17 protein-coding genes are annotated in these 20,236 nt (G+C 56.4%); 8 read left to right on the plus strand and 9 right to left on the minus strand.

The window, feature by feature from the left end:
- Positions 1-7 precede the first annotated feature (7 nt).
- Positions 8-439, plus strand: coding sequence for a PTS sugar transporter subunit IIA (locus AAIE02_RS17895; protein ID WP_008461841.1), 432 nt, complete (start codon positions 8-10; stop codon positions 437-439).
- Between the two features lie 91 nt (positions 440-530).
- Positions 531-1,781: a polysaccharide deacetylase family protein gene (locus tag AAIE02_RS17900; RefSeq protein WP_008461844.1), complete on the plus strand. Its 1,251-nt coding sequence runs from the start codon at positions 531-533 to the stop codon at positions 1,779-1,781.
- Between the two features lie 70 nt (positions 1,782-1,851).
- Here the strand turns inward: AAIE02_RS17900 and panD are convergent, their stop codons facing one another.
- From panD to thpR, 9 genes are all read right to left on the minus strand, one after another.
- Positions 1,852-2,232, minus strand: coding sequence for an aspartate 1-decarboxylase (panD, locus tag AAIE02_RS17905; RefSeq protein WP_008461846.1), 381 nt, complete (start codon positions 2,230-2,232; stop codon positions 1,852-1,854).
- A gap of 92 nt (positions 2,233-2,324) precedes the next feature.
- Positions 2,325-3,179, minus strand: a complete 855-nt coding sequence (gene panC, locus AAIE02_RS17910; RefSeq protein ID WP_498532977.1) for a pantoate--beta-alanine ligase — start codon at positions 3,177-3,179, stop codon at positions 2,325-2,327.
- 13 nt (positions 3,180-3,192) lie between these two features.
- Positions 3,193-3,987 (minus strand): 3-methyl-2-oxobutanoate hydroxymethyltransferase, encoded by a 795-nt coding sequence (gene panB / locus AAIE02_RS17915; RefSeq protein WP_498532978.1) that lies wholly within the window; start codon positions 3,985-3,987, stop codon positions 3,193-3,195.
- Between the two features lie 44 nt (positions 3,988-4,031).
- Positions 4,032-4,511 carry a 2-amino-4-hydroxy-6-hydroxymethyldihydropteridine diphosphokinase gene (gene folK, locus AAIE02_RS17920; RefSeq protein ID WP_008461854.1) on the minus strand — a complete coding sequence of 160 codons (480 nt, stop codon included), beginning with the start codon at positions 4,509-4,511 and terminating at the stop codon, positions 4,032-4,034.
- Positions 4,508-5,908: a polynucleotide adenylyltransferase PcnB gene (gene pcnB, locus AAIE02_RS17925; RefSeq protein WP_336982886.1), complete on the minus strand. Its 1,401-nt coding sequence runs from the start codon at positions 5,906-5,908 to the stop codon at positions 4,508-4,510. The genes folK and pcnB overlap by 4 nt, the downstream gene beginning before the upstream one ends.
- A 56-nt stretch (positions 5,909-5,964) precedes the next feature.
- Positions 5,965-6,849 (minus strand): tRNA glutamyl-Q(34) synthetase GluQRS, encoded by an 885-nt coding sequence (gene gluQRS, locus AAIE02_RS17930; protein WP_498532979.1) that lies wholly within the window; start codon positions 6,847-6,849, stop codon positions 5,965-5,967.
- A gap of 71 nt (positions 6,850-6,920) precedes the next feature.
- The gene (dksA, locus tag AAIE02_RS17935; RefSeq protein WP_008460361.1) at positions 6,921-7,376 is read right to left on the minus strand and encodes an RNA polymerase-binding protein DksA; all 456 of its coding nucleotides are present in this window, start codon (positions 7,374-7,376) and stop codon (positions 6,921-6,923) included.
- Positions 7,377-7,567: 191 nt separating this feature from the next.
- Positions 7,568-8,272 carry a DNA/RNA nuclease SfsA gene (sfsA, locus tag AAIE02_RS17940; RefSeq protein WP_166993583.1) on the minus strand — a complete coding sequence of 235 codons (705 nt, stop codon included), beginning with the start codon at positions 8,270-8,272 and terminating at the stop codon, positions 7,568-7,570.
- Positions 8,273-8,812, minus strand: a complete 540-nt coding sequence (gene thpR / locus AAIE02_RS17945; protein WP_166993585.1) for an RNA 2',3'-cyclic phosphodiesterase — start codon at positions 8,810-8,812, stop codon at positions 8,273-8,275.
- A gap of 73 nt (positions 8,813-8,885) precedes the next feature.
- Between thpR and hrpB the strand changes: the two genes are divergently transcribed.
- From hrpB to fhuB, 6 genes are all read left to right on the plus strand, one after another.
- Positions 8,886-11,321: an ATP-dependent helicase HrpB gene (gene hrpB / locus AAIE02_RS17950; RefSeq protein ID WP_498532980.1), complete on the plus strand. Its 2,436-nt coding sequence runs from the start codon at positions 8,886-8,888 to the stop codon at positions 11,319-11,321.
- A gap of 150 nt (positions 11,322-11,471) precedes the next feature.
- Entirely contained in the window at positions 11,472-14,030 is a 2,559-nt protein-coding gene (gene mrcB / locus AAIE02_RS17955) for a bifunctional glycosyl transferase/transpeptidase (protein WP_008460368.1), read from the plus strand.
- 254 nt (positions 14,031-14,284) lie between these two features.
- A complete protein-coding gene (gene fhuA, locus AAIE02_RS17960) occupies positions 14,285-16,492 on the plus strand; it encodes a ferrichrome porin FhuA (protein ID WP_336982873.1) in 2,208 nt (735 codons plus the stop codon).
- 48 nt (positions 16,493-16,540) lie between these two features.
- Positions 16,541-17,338, plus strand: a complete 798-nt coding sequence (gene fhuC / locus AAIE02_RS17965; protein WP_008460370.1) for a Fe3+-hydroxamate ABC transporter ATP-binding protein FhuC — start codon at positions 16,541-16,543, stop codon at positions 17,336-17,338.
- Positions 17,338-18,240, plus strand: a complete 903-nt coding sequence (fhuD, locus tag AAIE02_RS17970) for a Fe(3+)-hydroxamate ABC transporter substrate-binding protein FhuD (RefSeq protein WP_336982875.1) — start codon at positions 17,338-17,340, stop codon at positions 18,238-18,240. The genes fhuC and fhuD overlap by 1 nt, the downstream gene beginning before the upstream one ends.
- Complete coding sequence (fhuB, locus tag AAIE02_RS17975) at positions 18,237-20,213, plus strand: Fe(3+)-hydroxamate ABC transporter permease FhuB (protein ID WP_336982876.1); 1,977 nt, start codon at positions 18,237-18,239, stop codon at positions 20,211-20,213. Before fhuD ends, fhuB begins: the two co-directional genes overlap by 4 nt.
- The last annotated feature ends 23 nt before the right edge of the window (positions 20,214-20,236 follow it).

Here is a 20,236-nt window from a genome sequence, read left to right on the forward strand (position 1 = left end):
AGACTTTATGCTTGGCTGGGTCATTGCCGGACACGACGACTACGCACAAAAGATACTGGATGCTCTCGAGCAGCGCTTTGGGCCGCAGCCTCAGTGCTGTGCGGTGAATTTCTGGCACGGGTTAAGCACCAATATGCTCAGCCGGATGATGTGCGATGCTCTTCACCACTGCGATTCGGGCGACGGCGTTATTTTTCTGACCGATCTCACCGGGGCGGAACCTTACCGGGCAGCGGCATTGATGAACCATAAGCATGAGCATTGCGAAGTTATCGCCGGGGTAACGCTGCCGCTGCTTTTAGCGATGCGTGAGCAGCGGGAAAATATCTCCAGCGAAGCTTTTCGGCAGCTTATTGTGGAGCAGGGCGGGGAGGCGGTGACCAGCCTTTGGCATCAGCAGCAAAAGAACCCGCCGTTTGTATTGCTGCACAATTATTAAGGGTATGTATCTATTGAGGTTGGTATTCCTCTGTCTTTTGCTAAACTAATGACTTCCTTCCGTCTTTCCGACAAAAACTGACTAATTTGCCATGTTAACTCGCCTTGTTTATTGCGTCATGCTGGTCATCAGCATCGGAACTGCTCAGGCTAGCCTGCTCAGTAGCCATGACACTCCCGCCCAATATATGCAAACCACCGAAGATGCCGATATCTGGGCGCAGGTGGGTGATAATGTGATTTCCGTCGGCCGTATCGGCCAGGGGCAAATCCTGGCGGTGGTGCCGACGGCCGCAGATTACTACGAGTTTAATTTCGGCTTCGGTACCGGGTTTATCGACAAGGCGCATCTTGGCCCGGTAAAAGGCAAGCAGCGAGTGGAAGACCGGCTGGGGGATCTCAACAATCCGTTGAGTAACCAAAACTTGATCACCTTCCGCGACGTGGCTATCTATAGCGAGCCGGCCACCTCGTCAGCGGTGTTTGGCACGCTGGCAGATAACCTGCGTTACCCAATCATCGGCAAGCTCAAAGATCGCCTGAACCAGACCTGGTACCAAATTCGCATTGGCAATCGCCTGGGCTACATCAGCAGCCTGGACGCGCAGCCGGATAACGGCATTCCGGTTCTGACCTATCACCACATTCTGCGTGATGAGGAAAATACGCGTTTCCGCCATACGTCGACGACCACCTCGGTGGTTGCGTTCAGTAACCAGATGACCTGGCTGCGTGACATGGGCTACACCACGCTGACGATGTATCAGTTGGAAGGTTATCTGCGTAACCGTATGAATCTCCCGGCTCGCTCGGTGGTGATCACCTTTGATGACGGGTTGAAATCAGTCTACCGTTACGCGTTCCCGATTCTGAAACAGTACGGCTTTAAAGCGACGGCTTACATTATCTCGTCGCGCATTAAGCGCCATCCACAGCCGTGGAATCCAAAGTCTCTGCAGTTTATGAGTATTTCTGAGCTGGAGGCGATTCAAAGCGTGTTCGATATTCAGTCGCACACGCATTTCCTGCATCGCGTGGATAACTACCGCCGCCCGATTCTTCTGAGCCGTAGCTACCACAATATCCTGTTTGATTTTGAGCACTCGCGCCGTGCGCTGTCGCAGTTCAATCCGCACGTGCTCTATCTCTCTTATCCGTTTGGCGGCTATAACGATATTGCGGTAAAAGCGGCGAACGATGCAGGGTTCCATATGGCGGTAACCACGGTGCGTGGGAAGGTGAAACCGGGCGACAACCCGTTCTTGCTGAAGCGGCTTTATATTATGAGGACGGATTCGCTGGAGACGATGTCGAGGACGATTACCAATCAGCCTGAATCGTGAGTACGTGAGCTAAACTGGGGTTGTTCGATCCCTCTCCCGCGTGGGGAGAGGGTTAGGGCGAGGGCGGTTGTTACGCGACCTGAACCGGCACGGCTTTCGCGAGACGCTTCATCTCATTCTCACCGTCAAAGTAGGCCACTTTTGGCTGCCAGCTGCGCGCCTGCTCATCTGGCATAGTAACGTAGCTGGCGATAATCAGGATGTCACCGACGTCGGCGCAGTGTGCCGCCGCACCGTTAACGGAGATGATTTTAGAGCCACGTTCACCGGCGATAGCGTAGGTAGAAAAACGCTTCCCGTTGGTGACGTTGTAGATGTCGATGGCTTCATATTCCAGAATGCCTGCCGCCTCAAGGAAGTCCTGATCGATGGCGCAGGAGCCTTCGTAATGCAAGTCCGCCTGAGTCACTTTGACGCGGTGTAACTTGCCTTGCAGCATGGTGCGAATCATAAACTTGAACCTTTGTTACTGGGCTTAAAAAGCGCGGATATCACCCGCGCCGTGGATATTCGAGGCAGTATTGCCCTTTTTATTTAGGCTGTCTACTGCGCCAGATCGACGGTGACGTTATCAATCAGTCGGGCCTGACCGAGCCAGGCCGCCATCAGGATCACCGCACGTTTGCTTTCCGCTGACAGCTCCAGCAAAGTGTCCGCATCGCGGATTTGCAGGTCATCAGAACGGAAACCTTTTTCGTTCAATTCTGTTGCCGCGAGGATCAGCATCTCTTCGGTATCACGGTCGCCGCCGCGCAGTTTTTCCGCCAGGACGTCCATGACCTTGCTCAATCCCGGGGCGATTTTACGCTGATCTGCTGTCAGGTAGCCATTACGTGAGCTGAGCGCCAGGCCGTCTTTAGCGCGCACGGTCGGCACGCCAATAATCTCAATGTCGTAGCCCATATCGGCGACCATTTTGCGGATCAGCGCTAGCTGCTGATAATCCTTTTGGCCAAAGCAGGCAACGTCGGGCTGAACGAGGTTGAACAGTTTGCTGACAATGGTGGAAACACCACGGAAATGCCCTGGGCGGCTGGCGCCTTCCAGCATGGTGGAGATGCCCGGCACATCCACAAATGTCTGTGTGTCGAGGCCCTGAGGGTAAACGTCAACCGGCGCCGGGGCAAAGACCATATCCACCTTGCGGCGGTTCAGCTTTTCGCAATCTTCCTGCAGGGTGCGCGGGTAGCGGGCTAAGTCGTCCGGTCTGTCAAACTGCATCGGGTTCACGAAAATACTGACCACGACCACATCAGCCACGGCTTTGGCTTCTTCCACCAGCGTCATGTGCCCATCGTGCAGGTTGCCCATGGTCGGCACCAGGGCGATGCGTTTCCCTTCCTGGCGCCAGCGGCGAATCTGCTGACGCAGCAGCGGTAACGTTTCGATAATCAGCACAACCTATCTCCTGTCAGTAAAAACTGTGTTCGTTGCCCGGATAAGTGCCGGATTCGACTTCACTAATGTACTGGCGCACCGCGGTGCGAATATCGGCGGTCTCAGTAAGGAAATTCTTTGCAAACTTAGGAATATGGCCGCCGGTAATCCCAAAGGCATCATGCATCACCAGAATCTGCCCGTCCGTGACGTTGCCCGCGCCAATGCCAATCACCGGGATAGAAAGCGCTTCGGTTACGCGTTTAGCCAGCTCAACGGGAACGCACTCCAGCACCAGCAACTGGGCGCCAGCGGCTTCCAGCGCCAGAGCGTCATCCAGCAGCGTTTGCGCGGCCTGTTCGTCGCGGCCCTGAACTTTATACCCGCCAAAAATATTGACCGACTGCGGCGTTAATCCCAAATGACCACAAACCGGAACGGCGCGCTCCGTCAGCATTTTCACCGTATCAGCCAGCCAGCGTCCGCCTTCGATTTTCACCATGTTAGCCCCGGCGCGCATGACCTCTGCGGAGTTGGCAAACGCCTGCTCCGGCGTGGCGTAGGCCATAAACGGCAGGTCAGCCAGCAGCAGGCAGTTTGGCGCACCGCGGCGAACCGCACGAGTGTGGTAGGCAATGTCTGCCACCGTGACCGGCAGCGTAGAGTCGTGGCCCTGAACCGTCATGCCCAGCGAATCGCCAACCAGCAAAACGCCGACGCCTTCGTCAGCAAACAGCTTAGCGAAGCTAAAGTCATAGGCGGTAAGGGTGGCGAATTTCTTGTTATCCTGCTTGAGCTTACGCAGGGTGGAGGTGGTAGTGGGTTTCATCATCATCCCCGGAGAAAGGTTAGAACAGGATACGGGCGCGCTGTTTACCAGCGGGTGATGCCCTCCTGGGAGAGGCTAGCCAGTATCGCGGCAACAGACTGCCCGTCGGGAAAGCGGCATTCCGGTGCTATTTCCAGCAGAGGAACCAGCATAAACGCGCGGTTCTTCATGTCGTAATGAGGTACAGTCAGGCGTTCGGTGTGCATCACCTCATCGCCAAACAGCATAAGATCGAGATCTAACGTCCGCGGCCCCCAGCGCTCTGCTTTGCGCACGCGGCCATGCTCCAGTTCAATACGTTGGGTATGGTCCAGAAGGGCTTCGGCAGACAGGTCGGTGTCCAGCACCACGGCAGCATTCAGATAATCTGGCTGATCCTGCGGGCCGAGCGGGGGGGTGCGGTAAAACGAAGAAGTGGCCACCATTCGGCTTTGTGGAATGGCGGCCAGGGCGTCAAGAGCAGATGAAACCTGCTCCAGCGGCGACGCCTGGTTACTGCCCAGCGCGATATACGCGAGGGTCATGAATTACCTTCGCGACGTGGCGCGCGTTTGCGTGGGCGACGCGTGCGGCGGCGAGCTGCAGGCTCATCGCCAAGGTCGTTCAGCATATCTTTTTGCATTGGCGGCGCAGCGACCTGGAACTCGCCCCACCATTTGGTCAGACGCAGCAGTTCCTGGTTGTTCTCGACTTCCGCGCGCAGCGCCAGCAGGTCGTAAGACGCCCGGAATTTAGGATGCTCCATCAGCTTCCAGGCGCGTTTACCCTGGCGGCGGGACAGACGAAGCTGCAGGCCCCAGATATCGCGCACCAGCGTAGTAATGCGTTTTGGAATCGCCAGCGCACGGCAGGCTTCATCCAGCACTTCATTCATTGCCAGCGCAAAGGCGTCGTAGTAGGCGAGGCCGCTTTCCTGGGCAATCTTTTGCGCCATTTCCAGCTGTGGATACCAGAACATCGCCGCAAACAGGAACGCCGGATTTACGCGCATATCGTTATGAATGCGGGTATCGGTGTTCTTCAGCACCAGCGCAATAATGCGTTCCATCGGGCTGTCGCCCTGCTCGGTGAAATAGCGGGTGATGATCGGGAACAACGGCTGGAAGAGCTGATATTCACGCAGCAGCTGGTAGGTTTCAAACCCGTATCCGGCCTGCAGAAGTTTGAGCGATTCTTCAAAGAGACGCGCCGGGGGCACATCGTTCAGCAGCGTGGCAAGGCGAGGAATCGGCTCGCCGGTTTCCGGGCTGACGGTCATATTCAGCTTGGCGGCAAAGCGCACGGCGCGCAGCATTCGCACCGGATCTTCGCGGTAACGCGTTTCCGGGTCGCCAATCAGGCGAATAATGCCTTTATTCAGATCGTTCAGGCCGCCGACGTAATCCCGCACGGAGAAATCGGCCACGCTGTAGTAAAGACTGTTGATAGTGAAGTCGCGGCGTTGAGCATCTTCTTCGATAGAACCAAAGATGTTATCACGCAGCAGCATGCCGTTCTGGCCACGCTGCGAGGTCTGACGGTCGGCAGACTGCTGCTCTTCATGATGGCCGCGGAAGGTGGCCACTTCGATGATTTCAGGCCCGAACATCACGTGAGCCAGGCGGAAACGGCGGCCAACCAGGCGGCAGTTACGGAACAGTTTGCGAACTTGTTCTGGCGTCGCGCTGGTGGTGACGTCGAAATCTTTCGGTTTTTTGCCCAGCAGCAGGTCGCGGACGCCGCCGCCGACGAGGTAAGCCTCGTAGCCTGCTTTGTTTAAACGGTAGAGTACCTTGAGGGCATTTTCACTGATATCTTTGCGGGAAATAGCGTGCTGATCGCGCGGGATAACAGTAATGTGCGGGAGAGTTTCGGTCTCCTCGACCACGACGTCATCGCGGTTAAGCACCTTGCGGCAAAAATTAGCGACTCGGGTAAAAATAGTCCACCTCGGCAGTGTCAATCATAGGGACAAAAAAAACAGCGGCTAATCATAGCTCAGTGTGGGGCATTTGAGAATGATGTATTCACCGGCACACTATTAAGCGACCAGTTCATTACGGCTTGCTCCAGCAGCCTTTCCTGCGTCAGATCTTGCCAGCCGTCCGCTACTTGTTGATTTAAAAAGCGCAACGCTTCCACCAGCAGCGGGCGAGGATCGCCCTGCGGCAGCGCGGGGGCGTGATTCTGCTTCGAAAGCTTAGAACCCTGCTCGTTGAGCGCCAGCGGCAGATGAATATAGCCGGGGACGGGCCAGCCAAACTGCCGGTATAGCGAGATTTGCCGCACCGTCGGCTCAATCAAATCTGCACCGCGCACGATCTCCGTCACGCCCTGGAAGTGGTCATCCACGACGACAGCAAGATTATAGGCGAACAGGCCGTCACGACGGTGAATGATGAAATCTTCCCGCGCCAAAGACTCATCGACATGCAATTGCCCGCGCAGGCCGTCCTGGAAGCTCAGCACCGGGTTGTTTTGCACCAGGCGCATTGCGGCGTTTTGTGGCCCGTTGCCAAGGGTTCTGCAATGCCCATCGTAGAAACCGCCGATCTGCTGAATACGGCTGCGAGTGCAGGTGCAGTAATAGCTCAGCCCTTGCTGCCGGAGCCAGTTCAGCGCGGCGCGATAGGCCTCATGGCGGTGGGATTGCCATAGCACATCGCCATCCCAGTGCAGGCCGTAATGCTCAAGCTGTTTGAGGATGGTGTCGGCGGCGCCGGGAACTTCGCGAGGAGGATCGATATCTTCGATGCGTACCAGCCAGCGACCCTGTTGAGCGCGAGCCTGAAGGTAGCTGCCAAGAGCGGCAATGAGTGAGCCAAAATGCAGTTCCCCGGAAGGTGAGGGGGCAAAACGGCCAATGTAGAGTTGAGCTGACATTTTTTGGGGTGCAATAAAGTAATATGGCGGGAGAGTCTCCCGCCATAGAGGTTTGGCATTTCCGAGGGCCGTTAGCCGGCCATCTGTTTTTCGCGGATTTCTGCCAACGTTTTGCAGTCGATACACAAATCAGCGGTCGGACGTGCTTCAAGGCGACGAATGCCGATTTCTACACCACAGGATTCGCAGTAGCCGAAATCTTCGTCTTCCACTTTCTTGAGCGTTTTTTCGATCTTTTTGATCAGTTTGCGTTCACGATCGCGGTTACGCAGTTCGAGGCTGAACTCTTCTTCCTGGGCCGCACGGTCTACCGGGTCCGGGAAGTTAGCCGCTTCATCCTGCATGTGCGAAACGGTGCGATCTACCTCGTCCCTGAGCTGATTACGCCATGCTTCAAGAATAAGCTTGAAGTGCGACAGCTGGGCTTCGTTCATGTACTCTTCGCCCGTTTTCTCCTGGTATGGCTCCACCCCAGCGATGGCGAGAATACTCAGGGACGACGTTTTACGCTTTTGCCCTTCTTGCATGTTGCTTCTCCTTAACACGCACTTATCGGTCCCCTGTCGGGGTAAAATCAGGCCGCTATAAATAGCAGATGCTTTTCAGGTTGGCAATTATATAAACTCCTCTCTTGACAACCGTGTGAAGAAAAGCTTATTTGCGAAACGACCCGACTATAAAAAAGACAATACGTTATCTGTCCTTAACCAGATGCTGATTATAAATAGACAGGCAACGGCGTAGTTAGAGTGATCCTCTCGGCAGAAAGTTCTGCTTTCCAGGCGATAATTTCAACCCCACACTGCTGTGCCTCGGTTAACAGCCGCGCATATTTTTCATCAATGTGGCGGGCTGGCGAGACGCTATTTATAGCAGAATGTAAAACCGCAAACAGTAGCACCGCGCGCTCTCCTTGCTGAACCACATTCATCAACTCTCTTAAATGCTTCTGGCCCCGCAGGCTAACAGCATCGGGAAAATAGCCTTTATCCTGCTGGAGCAACGTGACTGATTTCACTTCAATATAGCAGTTAACCTTGTTACTCGCTTGTAACATAAAGTCAATTCTGCTGCGTTCTTCACCGTATTTTACTTCGGCCTGAAGGCTGTCATAGCCCGCCAGTTGTGTTGGAGGATATGTCGTCAGCATCTCTCTGACCAGAGTGTTTGCTCGTAACGTATTGACGCAAATTATCTCACCCTTTTGTGTTTGAGTAAGCTCCCATGTATGGGGGTATTTGCGCGTTGGACTGGCCGATGTGGAATACCAAACCGTGTCGCCCGGCGTGGCACAGCCTGTCATTGCTCCGGTATTGGGGCAATGCAGCGTCATGGTTTCGCCGTTGGCGGTTACAACGTCCGCCAGAAAGCGTTTATAGCGTTTAATTAGCGTGGCGGGCTGCAGCGCGGGTGAAAACTCCATCTACTCTTCCTTATTAGTGAGCGACCAGCGCTCCAGCGCCTGATAGCGGGTTCTACCCTGTTCAAAAACGGACTCGTACAGCGAAAATTCATTCACCTGAAATTGCCAGCTAAAGCCCGGAGCGGGGATCGCCACGGAGCGTATGGCATTGCGATAAAGCGTCACGTGGGGATGAAACGGCTGCGGAGACTGATAGCAGCCGCTGCGAGCGGCCTGGGAGCGTAGCATATTGGCCAGTTGCAGCAGGCCGCGCGGAGCCTGGCGTGGCCCCAGCCAGACGACGCTTGAGCGAAGCCATTGCCCGGCATCGTCCAGGCGCAGCGTAAAGCCGGGCTGGTTAATTCTTCCGGCGAGGCGACACAGTGCCTGGCGTTTTTCTTCGGAGACATCCCCCAAAAACGCCAGCGTGAGGTGCAGATTGGCCGCAACTACCGGTCGGCCAGCATCCGCCGGGAACTGGGCGGCTCGCCAGTGAATGATTTGCTGCTGAACCTCGGACGGTAACGTCAGGGCAAAAAACAGGCGTCGATTTTCGGCCATGCTTGTCTCTCGGTTATGGTTTGGCGGGATGCTACAATGCGCGACTGCCGATGTTAACCCTTTGGAGCCGTTTGTGTCCTCATTACCGGTTGCGGCCGTACTGCCGGAAGTGCTGAAAGCGTTCGAGTACGCCCCGCAAGTATTGCTCAATGCCCCTACCGGCGCAGGTAAATCTACCTGGCTGCCGCTGCAAATCCTTCAGCAGAGTAAGCTGGAAGGCCGCATTCTGCTGCTTGAACCTCGTCGCCTTGCCGCCCGCAATGTTGCTCAGCGGCTGGCCGAATTATTGGGTGAGAAACCGGGTGAAACTGTCGGCTACCGGATGCGAGCTGACAGCTGTGTGGGGCCAAACACCCGGCTTGAGGTGGTGACCGAAGGGATTCTAACGCGGCTTATCCAACAGGATCCCGAGCTCAACGGTATTGGGCTTGTGATCCTCGATGAATTTCACGAGCGCAGTTTACAGGCCGATCTCGCCCTGGCGCTGCTGCTGGACGTGCAGGCCGGGCTTCGCGATGACCTTAAAATTCTGATTATGTCGGCGACGCTGGACAACCAGCGTCTGCAGCAATGCCTGCCGGATGCACCGGTGATTACCTCTGAAGGTCGTGCTTTCCCGGTTGAGCGCCGCTACATGGCTTTGCCAGCGCATCAGCGCTTTGATGACGCAGTTGCCGCCGCCGTGGCCGGGCTGCTGCGTGAAGAGTCAGGATCGCTGCTGCTGTTTTTACCCGGCGTGGGTGAAATTCAGCGTGTACAGGAACAACTCAAAGAGCGAGTGCCGAGCGATGTTCAGCTTTGCCCGCTGTACGGCGCTTTACCTTTGAGCGAGCAGCGTAAAGCGATTCTGCCCGCCGCGGCGGGAACCCGGAAGGTCGTACTGGCGACTAACATTGCCGAGACCAGTTTGACCATTGAAGGCATTCGCCTGGTGGTGGATGCGGCGCAGGAACGCGTCGCTCGCTTTGACGCTCGTACCGGGCTGACCCGGCTGGTCACTCAGCGTGTGAGTCAAGCCTCAATGACCCAGCGGGCCGGACGCGCCGGGCGTCTGGAGCCGGGTATATGCCTGCATCTGATCGCCGCCGACCAGGCCGAACGTGCGGCGGCCCAGAGCGAACCGGAAATCTTACAAAGCGATTTATCCGGCCTGCTGCTGGAGCTATTGCAATGGGGCTGCCAGGACGTGCGCCAGCTAACCTGGCTTGATGCGCCGCCGGAGGTCAACCTGGCGGCAGCTCAACGTCTGCTACGTCAGCTAGGGGCCGTTGACGAGCAGCAACGCCTGACGGCAGAAGGGCAAAAAATGGCGAAAATGGGTAACGACCCGCGTCTTGCCTCAATGCTGGTGACGGCCAAAACGCCGGATGAGCAGGCCACAGCTGCGTGGCTGGCTGCAATCCTGGAGGAACCGCCGCGTACTCAGGGTGGCGGCGATTTGCGGTCACTTTTCGACAGCAGGAACGGTAACTGGCGGCAGCGCGCCGCTCAGTTGCTGAAAAGAATAAATGCCCGAAGCGGGGAGCCGGATATCTCGCTAGCCATGCCGCTGCTGGCCAGCGGGTTTGCCGACCGTCTCGCCCGGCGGCGCGGGGCAGAAGGTCGCTATCAGTTAGCCAACGGTATGGGCGCGATGCTGGAGCAGGATGACGCCATGACGCGGCATGAATGGCTGATAGCGCCGCTTTTGCTGCAGGGCAGCCAGTCGCCGGATGCCCGCATCCTGCTGGCGCTGCCGCTGGATGTTGAAGAACTTGTCGTTCGTATCCCGCATCTGCTGACGGAAAGTGATTCGGTGGAATGGGATGAAGAGCGGGGCGCGTTAAAAGCCTGGCGGCGGCGTCAGATCGGCAAATTAGTGGTGAAAACTCAGCTGTTAGCGAAGCCTTCCGAAGAGGAAATGCAGCAGGCGATTTTAAACGGTATTCGTGAACGCGGGCTGGGCCTGCTGGAGTGGTCCGTTCCGGCTCAGCAGCTGCGGTTGCGCCTGAGCTGCGCGGCTCGCTGGCTGCCGGAGCAGAAATGGCCTGCGGTGGACGATGACTCCCTGCTGGCAAAGCTCGAAGACTGGCTGCTGCCGGAAATGCGCGGCGTGCATTCGCTACGTGCGTTGAAAAATATCGACCTTAGCCGGGCGCTGGGCAACTTGCTTGACTGGCCAATGCGTCAACGGCTGGATAGTGCCCTGCCAACTCATTACACTGTGCCGACCGGAAGCCAGATTGCGATTCGCTATGACAGCGAAAATCCGCCGGTACTGGCGGTGCGTATTCAGGAAATGTTTGGTGAAGCACAGACGCCTTGCATCGCCGAGGGGCGCGTTCCGCTGGTGCTTGAGCTATTATCTCCGGCGCAGCGGCCGTTGCAGATCACCCGTGATTTAACGGCGTTCTGGAACGGGGCCTGGCGCGAAGTGCAAAAAGAGATGAAGGGACGTTACCCGAAGCACGTCTGGCCGGACGATCCGGCGAATACTGCCCCGACGCGCCGGACGAAAAAGTATTCCTGATACCTTCTTCCAATGGGAGAGGGAGCAAGCATGAAAAGGCATTCTTGAAAAGAATGTCCGGTTGTTTTTTTTTGAGAGATTTCTTCTTTCGTATTACGCGGAAGAACGGAGAATCGGGCCTTTGCGCCTGAACTTTTGTGGAGAAGATGCATGGCGGGGAATGACCGCGAGCCTATTGGACGTAAAGGAAAACCAACGCGTCCGGCGAAAGAGAAGGTGAGCCGTCGTCGACTCAAGGAAGAGGAGTATGACGACGAGTACGAAGACGATGATTACGAGGACGAAGAACCTATGCCGCCGCGGAAAGGAAAAGGTAAGGGGAAAGGCTCGGGCCGCCCGTCGAAAAAACGCCGTTTCTTCTGGCTGTTGGTGAAGCTGGCGATCATCTTCTTTGTGGTGCTGGTTATTTACGGCGTGTACCTCGATCAGCAGATCCGTAGCCGCATTGACGGCAAAGTCTGGCAGCTTCCGGCGGCGGTCTATGGCCGCATGGTAAACCTTGAGCCAGATATGCCTTACAGCAAAGCGGAGATGGTGAAGCTGCTGGAAGCGACGCAGTACCGGCAGGTGTCGAGTATGACGCGCCCGGGCGAGTTCACCGTGCAGGGGAACAACATCGAGCTGATTCGCCGCCCGTTTGACTTCCCGGACGGTAAAGAAGGGCAGATTCGCGCTCGCCTGGTGTTCGACGGTGGCCATCTGGAATCTATCCAGAACATGGATAATAACCGCAGCTTCGGTATCTTCCGCCTCGACCCGCGGCTGATCACCATGCTTTCTTCGCCAAACGGTGAGCAGCGCCTGTTCGTGCCGCGTTCCGGCTTCCCGGATCTGCTGGTGGACACGCTGATTGCTACCGAAGACCGCCATTTCTATGAGCACGACGGGATCAGCATTTACTCTATTGGCCGCGCCGTTGTCGCTAACCTGACGGCCGGGCGAGCGGTGCAGGGCGGCAGTACGCTGACTCAGCAGCTGGTGAAAAACCTCTTCCTGAGCAACCAGCGTACGCTGTGGCGTAAAGCCAACGAAGCCTACATGGCGCTGATCATGGATGCTCGCTACGACAAAGATCGCATTCTTGAACTGTATCTGAACGAGGTGTACCTCGGCCAGAGCGGCGACGATCAGATTCGTGGCTTCCCGCTGGCCAGCCTGTATTACTTCGGCCGCCCGGTGGAAGAGCTTAGCCTCGACCAGCAGGCGCTGTTGGTAGGTATGGTGAAAGGGGCATCGCTGTATAACCCATGGCGAAATCCGAAGCTGGCGCTTGAACGTCGTAACCTGGTCCTGCGCCTGCTGCAGGAACAGAAAGTTATCGATCAGGAGCTGTACGACATGTTGAGCGCGCGTCCTCTGGGCGTGCAGCCTCGCGGCGGCGTGATTTCGCCACAGCCAGCCTTTATGCAGATGGTGCGTCAGGAGCTTCAGGATAAGCTGGGCGACAAGGTAAAAGACCTGTCCGGCGTGAAGATCTTCACCACCTTTGACTCCGTGTCTCAGGATGCGGCAGAAAAAGCAGTGACCGAAGGCGTTCCGGTGCTGCGTGCTTCCCGTAAGCTGAACGACCTGGAAGCGGCGATGGTCATTGTTGACCGCTTTACCGGTGAAGTTCGCGCGGTCGTCGGCGGCGCTGAACCGCAGTTTGCGGGCTTTAACCGTGCGCTGCAGGCTCGTCGCTCCATTGGCTCGCTGGCAAAACCGGCCACTTATCTGACGGCGTTGAGCCAGCCGGATAAGTTCCGCCTGAACACCTGGCTTGCCGATGCCCCGATTGGCATCAAACTGTCGAATGGCCAGGTCTGGTCGCCGCAGAACGATAACCACCAGTACAGCGGGCAAGTGATGCTGGTGGATGCGCTGACGCGTTCGATGAACGTGCCAACCGTAAACCTGGGTATGACGCTGGGCCTGCCGGCCATTACCGATACCTGGACCAAGCTTGGGGTACCCAAAGACCAGCTTAATCCGGTGCCGGCGATGATTCTGGGGGCGCTGAACCTGACGCCTATTCAGGTTGCGCAGGCGTTCCAGACGATTGCCAGCGGCGGGAACCGCGCCACGCTTTCCGCGCTGCGGTCGGTGATTGCTGAAGACGGCACCGTGCTGTATCAGAGCTTCCCACAGGCGGAGCAGGCGGTGCCTGCGCAGGCTGCTTACCTGACGCTGTTTGGTATGCAGCAGGTGGTGGCTCGCGGTACAGGCCGTGCGCTGGGCGGGAAATACCCGAACCTGCATCTGGCCGGGAAAACGGGCACCACCAACAACAACGTGGATACCTGGTTTGCCGGCGTTGATGGCCGTGAAGTGACCATTACCTGGGTAGGACGTGATAACAACCAGCCAACCAAGCTGTACGGTGCCAGCGGCGCAATGTCGCTGTATCAGCGTTATCTGTCAAACCAGTCGCCGATCCCGCTGGATCTGACCCAGCCGGAAGATATCGTGGACATGGGCGTCAACGGCGCGGGTTACTTCATGTGTAGCGGCGGTGGTGACCGTGTGCTGCCGGTCTGGACGACGAACCCGAGCGCGCTTTGCCAGCAAAGTCAGCAGGAAGAGCAGTCGGCTAATCCATTCAGCCAGGCGCCAGCAGGCCAGCAGCCGCAGCAACAACCGCAGCAGCAGCCTCAGCAGCAACAGCCCGCTCAGGAACAGAAGAGCGACGGCGTTGCCGGCTGGATTAAGGACATGTTCGGCAGCAATTAAGCCTCGCTTCACTTACAAACCTCTCCCTAACCGGGGGAGGTTTTTTTTGCTTTTTTGTCCGCCATAACGCGTTTCTTATCTTAAATTTCACGCCCAATTAACACCGCATAAACCATCTGGTTATTTCTTATTCCCTTAATAAGCTTGAGGGTGTGAGGCGCTTGCTATGCAGCCAGCGTTTCGTCTATTATCCTGCGGGCATAATAATAATTATCGTTTACGTTATCATTTACCACTTCACCAGAGAAAATATCATGGCGCGTTCACTCCCAGGTCAGCCAGCCACAAACCCTGTCCGTAAGCTTGCCCTGTTTGTGGCGGCGGCGGTGGGCACCGTCAGCGTTAATAGCTTCGCGGCGGACACCGGCACGACCAAAAAAGAAGACACTATTACCGTTTCAGCCGCCGCAGTGCCTGCCGAAAGCGCATGGGGGCCATCGCCAACCATCGCCGCTAAACGCAGCGCCACGGCGACCAAAACCGATACCCCCATTGAAAAGACCCCGCAGTCTATTTCGGTGGTGACTCGTGAAGAGATGGACACCCGGCAACCGCAGACGGTAAAAGAAGCTCTTGATTACACACCAAGCGTGTTCTCTACTCGTGGGAGCTCTTCAACTTACGACGTTGTATCTATTCGTGGTTTCACCACATCATCTACTGTAAATACGAACCAATATTTGGATGGGATGAAGTTGCAAGGGGATAACTATTCCGAAGCTTCTATGGATCCATATTTCCTGGAGCGTGTTGAACTGCTCCGTGGCCCTGTTTCTGTGCTTTATGGTAAAAGCCATCCTGGTGGCGTAGTTAGTATGGTCAGCAAACGTCCAACGACTGAGCCGTTGCACGAAATTCAATTTAAAATGGGTACCAACAACCTGTGGCAGACAGGTTTTGATTTCAGCGATGCGTTGGATGATAGTGGTGAGTTTTCCTACCGCCTGACAGGGCTGGGCCGTAGTCAAAATGCTCAGCAAGATATGGTTAAATCCAACCGCTACGCTATTGCTCCATCCTTTAGCTGGCGTCCTGATGACAAAACAGATTTCACTTTCCTAAGTAATTTCCAAAGCGATCCTAACGCAGGTTATTACGGCTGGCTTCCTCGTCAGGGAACTGTTGTTCCTTATGTTGATGCCAATGGCAACTCTCACAAATTACCAACGGATTTCAATGAAGGTGAGAGAGACAACAAAATGTCTCGTCGCCAGCAAATGGTTGGATATAGCTTTGCGCACGAGTTCAATGATACCTGGACGGTTCGCCAGAATCTGCGCTACACGCGAATCCATACGCTTTATGATTCCGTATACGGAAATGGCTATATCGCGCCTGGACAAATCAGCCGCGCTTATGTTCGTTCTGACGAAGATCTTAGTAACTTCTCTGTAGATACTCAGGCACAGGCTAAATTTGCCACAGGAGCTGTTGACCATACTCTGTTAACCGGTGTGGATTACATGCGTATGCGCAACGATATTGATGCTCTATACGGTTCTGCTGACCCGCTCAACATGAGCAATCCGCAGTACGGTAATGCGAACGTTGTGGCTAACTTCCCTTATGCAGTAATTAACCGTCAACAGCAGACGGGGCTTTACATGCAAGATCAGGCGGAGTGGAACAAGTTTGTTCTGACGCTGGGGGGACGGTACGATTTTGCTAAAACTTCCACCTTTACTCGCTCATCCGGCACGTTAGCTGAAGTAAGTGATAACCAGTTCACCTGGCGTGGTGGTCTTAATTATCTGTTTGATAATGGTATTTCTCCTTACGTAAGCTATAGCGAATCCTTTGAACCGGTTTCAGGCTCTACTAAACAAGGTAAGCCATTTGATCCGTCTAAAGGGAAACAGTATGAAGCTGGCGTGAAATATGTACCAAAAGATATGCCAGTCACCGTCACCGCTGCCGTTTATCAGCTGACGAAAGATAAAAATTTAACCGTAGATCCTAACGATAATGCCTTTAGTGTTCAGGGGGGAGAGATTCGTTCTCGTGGCTTTGAACTTGAAGCTAAAGCTGCTGTTAACGCAAATATCAACCTGACTGCCGCTTATACATACACCGATGCTGAGTATACGCATGACACACTGTATCAAGGTAAGCGTCCGGCAGAAGTTCCACGTAACATGGCCTCTCTCTGGGCTGATTACACCTTCCACGAAACTGCTCTGAGCGGGTTCACGTTCGGGGCTGGTGCTCGTTATGTTGGGGCAACCTCGAGCTTCTATGCTTCTGGCCCACAGGTTAATAACACCTTTAACGTGCCAAGTTATACGGTTGCCGATGCTATGGTTAAGTATGATCTGGCTCGATTTGGTTTACCTGGCTCTTCCGTCGCTGTAAATGTCAACAACCTGTTCAACCGTGAGTATGTTTCAAGTTGCTATCGTGACTATGCATGCTATTGGGGCGCTGAGCGTCAGGTGGTTGCTACCGCGACCTTCCGCTTCTAACTTGTCTCCCGGGCACGGTTCGCCGTGCCCTTCACTAAGATGGCTACCATGCAGGATAAACAGCTTCATCCCGACACGACTTTTAGCCTCACTGATGTCACGTTTCGCGTGCCCGGCCGCACGCTACTCCATCCGCTATCTATCACCTTCCCGGTGGGCAAAGTCACTGGCCTGATTGGCCATAACGGCTCCGGTAAATCGACGCTGCTGAAAATGCTGGGTCGCCACCAGAAACCTTCTGAAGGTGAAATTCTGCTGAACTCACAGCCGCTGGATAGCTGGGGCAGCAAAGCTTTTGCCCGGCAGGTGGCCTATCTTCCCCAGCAGCTTCCTGCCGCTGAGGGTATGACGGTGCGTGAGCTGGTGGCGATTGGCCGTTACCCGTGGCATGGGGCTTTAGGGCGCTTTGGCGTGGCTGACCGTGAGCTGGTGGATGAGGCAATCAGTCTGGTAGGGCTGAAGCCGTTTGCGCATCGTCTGGTGGACAGCCTGTCCGGCGGCGAGCGCCAGCGGGCATGGATCGCCATGCTGGTGGCGCAGGATAGCCGCTGCCTGCTGCTGGATGAGCCGACGTCTGCGCTGGATATCGCTCATCAGGTGGACGTGCTGGCGCTGATCCATCGTCTTAGCCAGGAGCGCGGCCTGACGGTGGTTGCCGTTCTGCACGACATTAATATGGCTGCGCGGTACTGCGACAATCTGGTGGCGCTACGCGGTGGCGAAATGATCGCGCAAGGGACGCCGGAAGCCTTAATGCAAAGTGATACGCTGGAGCATATCTACGGTATTCCGATGGGCATCCTGCCGCACCCGGCGGGGGCTGCGCCGGTGAGTTTTGTTTATTGATGAGCCGTATGAATGACTTTATTTTAACCCGTCGCCGCCTTTTGGCGGCGATGGCGCTTTCACCGCTGCTGCTAAAATTACCTGCCGCGCAGGCGGCGGTGCCGGATGCAAAACGCATCATCGCCCTGGAATGGCTGCCCGTTGAGCTGATGATGGCGCTCGGCGTCACGCCGATGGCCGTCGCCGACATCCCTAATTACCAAATCTGGGTGAACGAACCTAAGCTGCCAGAAGGCGTGATTGATGTTGGCCTGCGCACCGAACCTAACCTCGAGCTGATGGCGCAGCTAAAACCATCGCTGATTCTCTATTCTGCGGGCTACGGCCCTTCGCCGGAAAAAATCACCCGTATCGCCCCTGGGCTTGGGTTCAATTTTAACGATGGCTCCGGCAAGCCGCTGGATATTGCGCGTAAATCGCTCATTCAACTGGGGGATACGCTGGGTATGCAGCAGGCCGCCAGTCGGCATCTGGCCGAATTTGATGCGTTTATTGCCAGCATGAAGCCTCGCTTTGCCGCGCGCGGCAAACGTCCAGTACTGCTGATGTCATTTTTGGATAATCGCCATGCGCTGGTGGTGGGCAAGCACAGCTTGTTCGAGCAGGTGATGGATTTGCTGGGGGTGAAGAATGCCTGGCATGAAGAAACGAACTTCTGGGGGACGGCGGTCGTTGGGATTGAACGCCTGGCGGCGATAAAAGACGCCGATGTGCTGTGCTTCGACCATAGAAACGAAGCGGTGGCCCGCCAGGTGACGGCCACGCCGCTGTGGAAAGCGATGCCGTTTATCCGCCAGAACCGTTTTCAGCAAGTTCCCGCCGTCTGGCTTTATGGCACGACCATGTCGGCTATGCACTTTGCCCGCGTGTTGGACGACGGCCTGAGGAGCCTGGCCCGATGAGACGTCACGTTATTTTCCCCGCCAGCCTGCTGCTGGTGCTGTTTGTTTGTGCGCTGTGGCTGACGCTGCATAACATGCATGGCGTCTTACCCTCTTCGCAGTGGCGCAGTGCTTTTATCCAGCCGGACATCGACAATGTTCAACAGATGCTGTTTCACTTTAGCCTGCTGCCGCGTCTCGCAATATCGCTGTTGGTTGGTGCCGGGCTGGGTCTCGTCGGCGTGCTGTTCCAGCAGGTGCTGCGCAATCCTCTGGCGGAGCCGACAACGCTTGGTGTAGCCAGCGGGGCTCAGCTTGGCGTCACGGTTGCTACGCTTTGGGTGCTGCCGCTGGCTGCCCAGCCCTTTGCGGCGCTGATTGGTGCGGCGGTCGTAGGCCTGCTTGTCTTTGGCGTTGCCTGGGGCAAGCGGATGTCGCCGGTCACGCTGATTCTTGCGGGCCTGGTGCTGAGTCTTTATTGCGGCGCGGTCAACCAACTGCTGGCTATCTTCCACCATGACCAGCTTCAGAATATGTTCCTGTGGAGCACCGGATCGCTCAATCAGCAGGACTGGAGCAGCGTTGAAAGTCTGTGGCCACGCCTGCTGGGCGGCCTGCTGCTAACGCTGCTGTTGCTGCGTCCGTTGACGCTGATGGGACTGGATGACGGCGTGGCGCGCAATCTGGGCCTGGCGCTTTCTCTGGTACGGCTGGCGACGCTGGCGCTGGCGATTGTGATCAGTGCTCAGTTGGTTAATGCGGTCGGGATAGTCGGTTTTATCGGGCTGTTTGCGCCGCTGTTGGCCAAAATGCTGGGGGCTCGGCGCCTGGTTGCTCGTTTGTGCCTGGCTCCGCTCATTGGGGCGCTGATTCTCTGGCTGTCTGACCAGGTTGTGGTCTGGCTTTCCAGCGTATGGGGCGAAGTCTCTACCGGGACGGTCACCGCGTTGATTGGCGCGCCTATCCTGCTGTGGCTGCTGCCGCGTCTGCGCACCAGCGGTGCGCCGTCCATGAGCGCCGGAGACCACGTTCAGGCTGAACGCCAGCGTGTACTGTTTTGGATCGCCGCTGGCCTTGGCATTCTGCTGCTGGTGATTGCCGCTGCGCTGGCGCTGGGACGTGATGCTGATGGCTGGCGCTGGCTAAGTGGCGCGCTCTTTGACGATGTGCTGCCGTGGCGCTGGCCGCGCGTTATGGCGGCTTTGACCGCGGGCGTGATGCTGGCGGTTGCGGGCTGCCTGATCCAGCGGTTAACCGGCAATGCGATGGCCAGCCCGGAAGTCTTGGGCATTAGCTCCGGCGCGGCCTTCGGCGTGGTGCTGATGCTGTTTATTGTGCCGGGGAATGCGTTTGTCTGGCTGCTGCCGGCGGGCAGTCTTGGTGCGGCGGTCACGCTGCTGATCATCATGATGGCTGCCGGACGAGGTGGTTTTTCACCTCAGCGTATGCTGTTGGCCGGGATGGCGCTCAGCACCGCCTTTACCATGCTACTGATGATGCTGATGGCAAGCGGCGATCCGCGTATGGCGACGCTGCTGACCTGGATTTCTGGCTCGACGTATAACGTTACAGGCGAGCAGGCAGTCAGAACGTTGGGTGTCATGGTTGGGCTGTTAGCCATCACGCCGCTACTGCGCCGCTGGCTGGTAATTTTACCGCTGGGCGGTGCCACCGCACGGGCGGTGGGAATGGCGTTAACACCATCGCGCTTTGCGCTGCTGTTGCTGGCGGCAACGCTTACCGCCACGGCGACGTTAATCGTCGGCCCGCTGAGTTTTGTCGGGCTGATGGCGCCACATATTGCTCGCATGCTTGGCTTCCGCAGGGCAATGCCGCAGATAGCGATGGCCGGGATTTTTGGCGGGATGTTAATGATTCTGGCGGACTGGTGCGGCAGGATGATTCTGTTCCCGAATCAGGTGCCGGCGGGGCTGCTGGCGACGTTTATCGGTGCGCCTTATTTCGTTTATTTGCTGAGAAAGCAGGGGCGGTAACCCCTCACCCTAACCCTCCCCCC

The sequence above is a fragment of the Cedecea sp. Ae19-4 genome (assembly GCF_059801165.1).

What these genes read in the sequence shown, in the direction of transcription:
- AAIE02_RS17895 (WP_008461841.1), top strand. Translation starts at nt 8, where the DNA reads ATGCTTGGCTGGGTCATTGCCGGACACGACGACTACGCACAAAAGATA.
- AAIE02_RS17900 (WP_008461844.1), top strand. Translation starts at nt 531, where the DNA reads ATGTTAACTCGCCTTGTTTATTGCGTCATGCTGGTCATCAGCATCGGA.
- panD (WP_008461846.1), bottom strand. Translation starts at nt 2,232, where the DNA reads ATGATTCGCACCATGCTGCAAGGCAAGTTACACCGCGTCAAAGTGACT.
- panB (WP_498532978.1), bottom strand. Translation starts at nt 3,987, where the DNA reads ATGAAACCCACTACCACCTCCACCCTGCGTAAGCTCAAGCAGGATAAC.
- folK (WP_008461854.1), bottom strand. Translation starts at nt 4,511, where the DNA reads ATGACCCTCGCGTATATCGCGCTGGGCAGTAACCAGGCGTCGCCGCTG.
- gluQRS (WP_498532979.1), bottom strand. Translation starts at nt 6,849, where the DNA reads ATGTCAGCTCAACTCTACATTGGCCGTTTTGCCCCCTCACCTTCCGGG.
- dksA (WP_008460361.1), bottom strand. Translation starts at nt 7,376, where the DNA reads ATGCAAGAAGGGCAAAAGCGTAAAACGTCGTCCCTGAGTATTCTCGCC.
- sfsA (WP_166993583.1), bottom strand. Translation starts at nt 8,272, where the DNA reads ATGGAGTTTTCACCCGCGCTGCAGCCCGCCACGCTAATTAAACGCTAT.
- thpR (WP_166993585.1), bottom strand. Translation starts at nt 8,812, where the DNA reads ATGGCCGAAAATCGACGCCTGTTTTTTGCCCTGACGTTACCGTCCGAG.
- mrcB (WP_008460368.1), top strand. Translation starts at nt 11,472, where the DNA reads ATGGCGGGGAATGACCGCGAGCCTATTGGACGTAAAGGAAAACCAACG.
- fhuA (WP_336982873.1), top strand. Translation starts at nt 14,285, where the DNA reads ATGGCGCGTTCACTCCCAGGTCAGCCAGCCACAAACCCTGTCCGTAAG.
- fhuC (WP_008460370.1), top strand. Translation starts at nt 16,541, where the DNA reads ATGCAGGATAAACAGCTTCATCCCGACACGACTTTTAGCCTCACTGAT.
- fhuD (WP_336982875.1), top strand. Translation starts at nt 17,338, where the DNA reads ATGAGCCGTATGAATGACTTTATTTTAACCCGTCGCCGCCTTTTGGCG.
- fhuB (WP_336982876.1), top strand. Translation starts at nt 18,237, where the DNA reads ATGAGACGTCACGTTATTTTCCCCGCCAGCCTGCTGCTGGTGCTGTTT.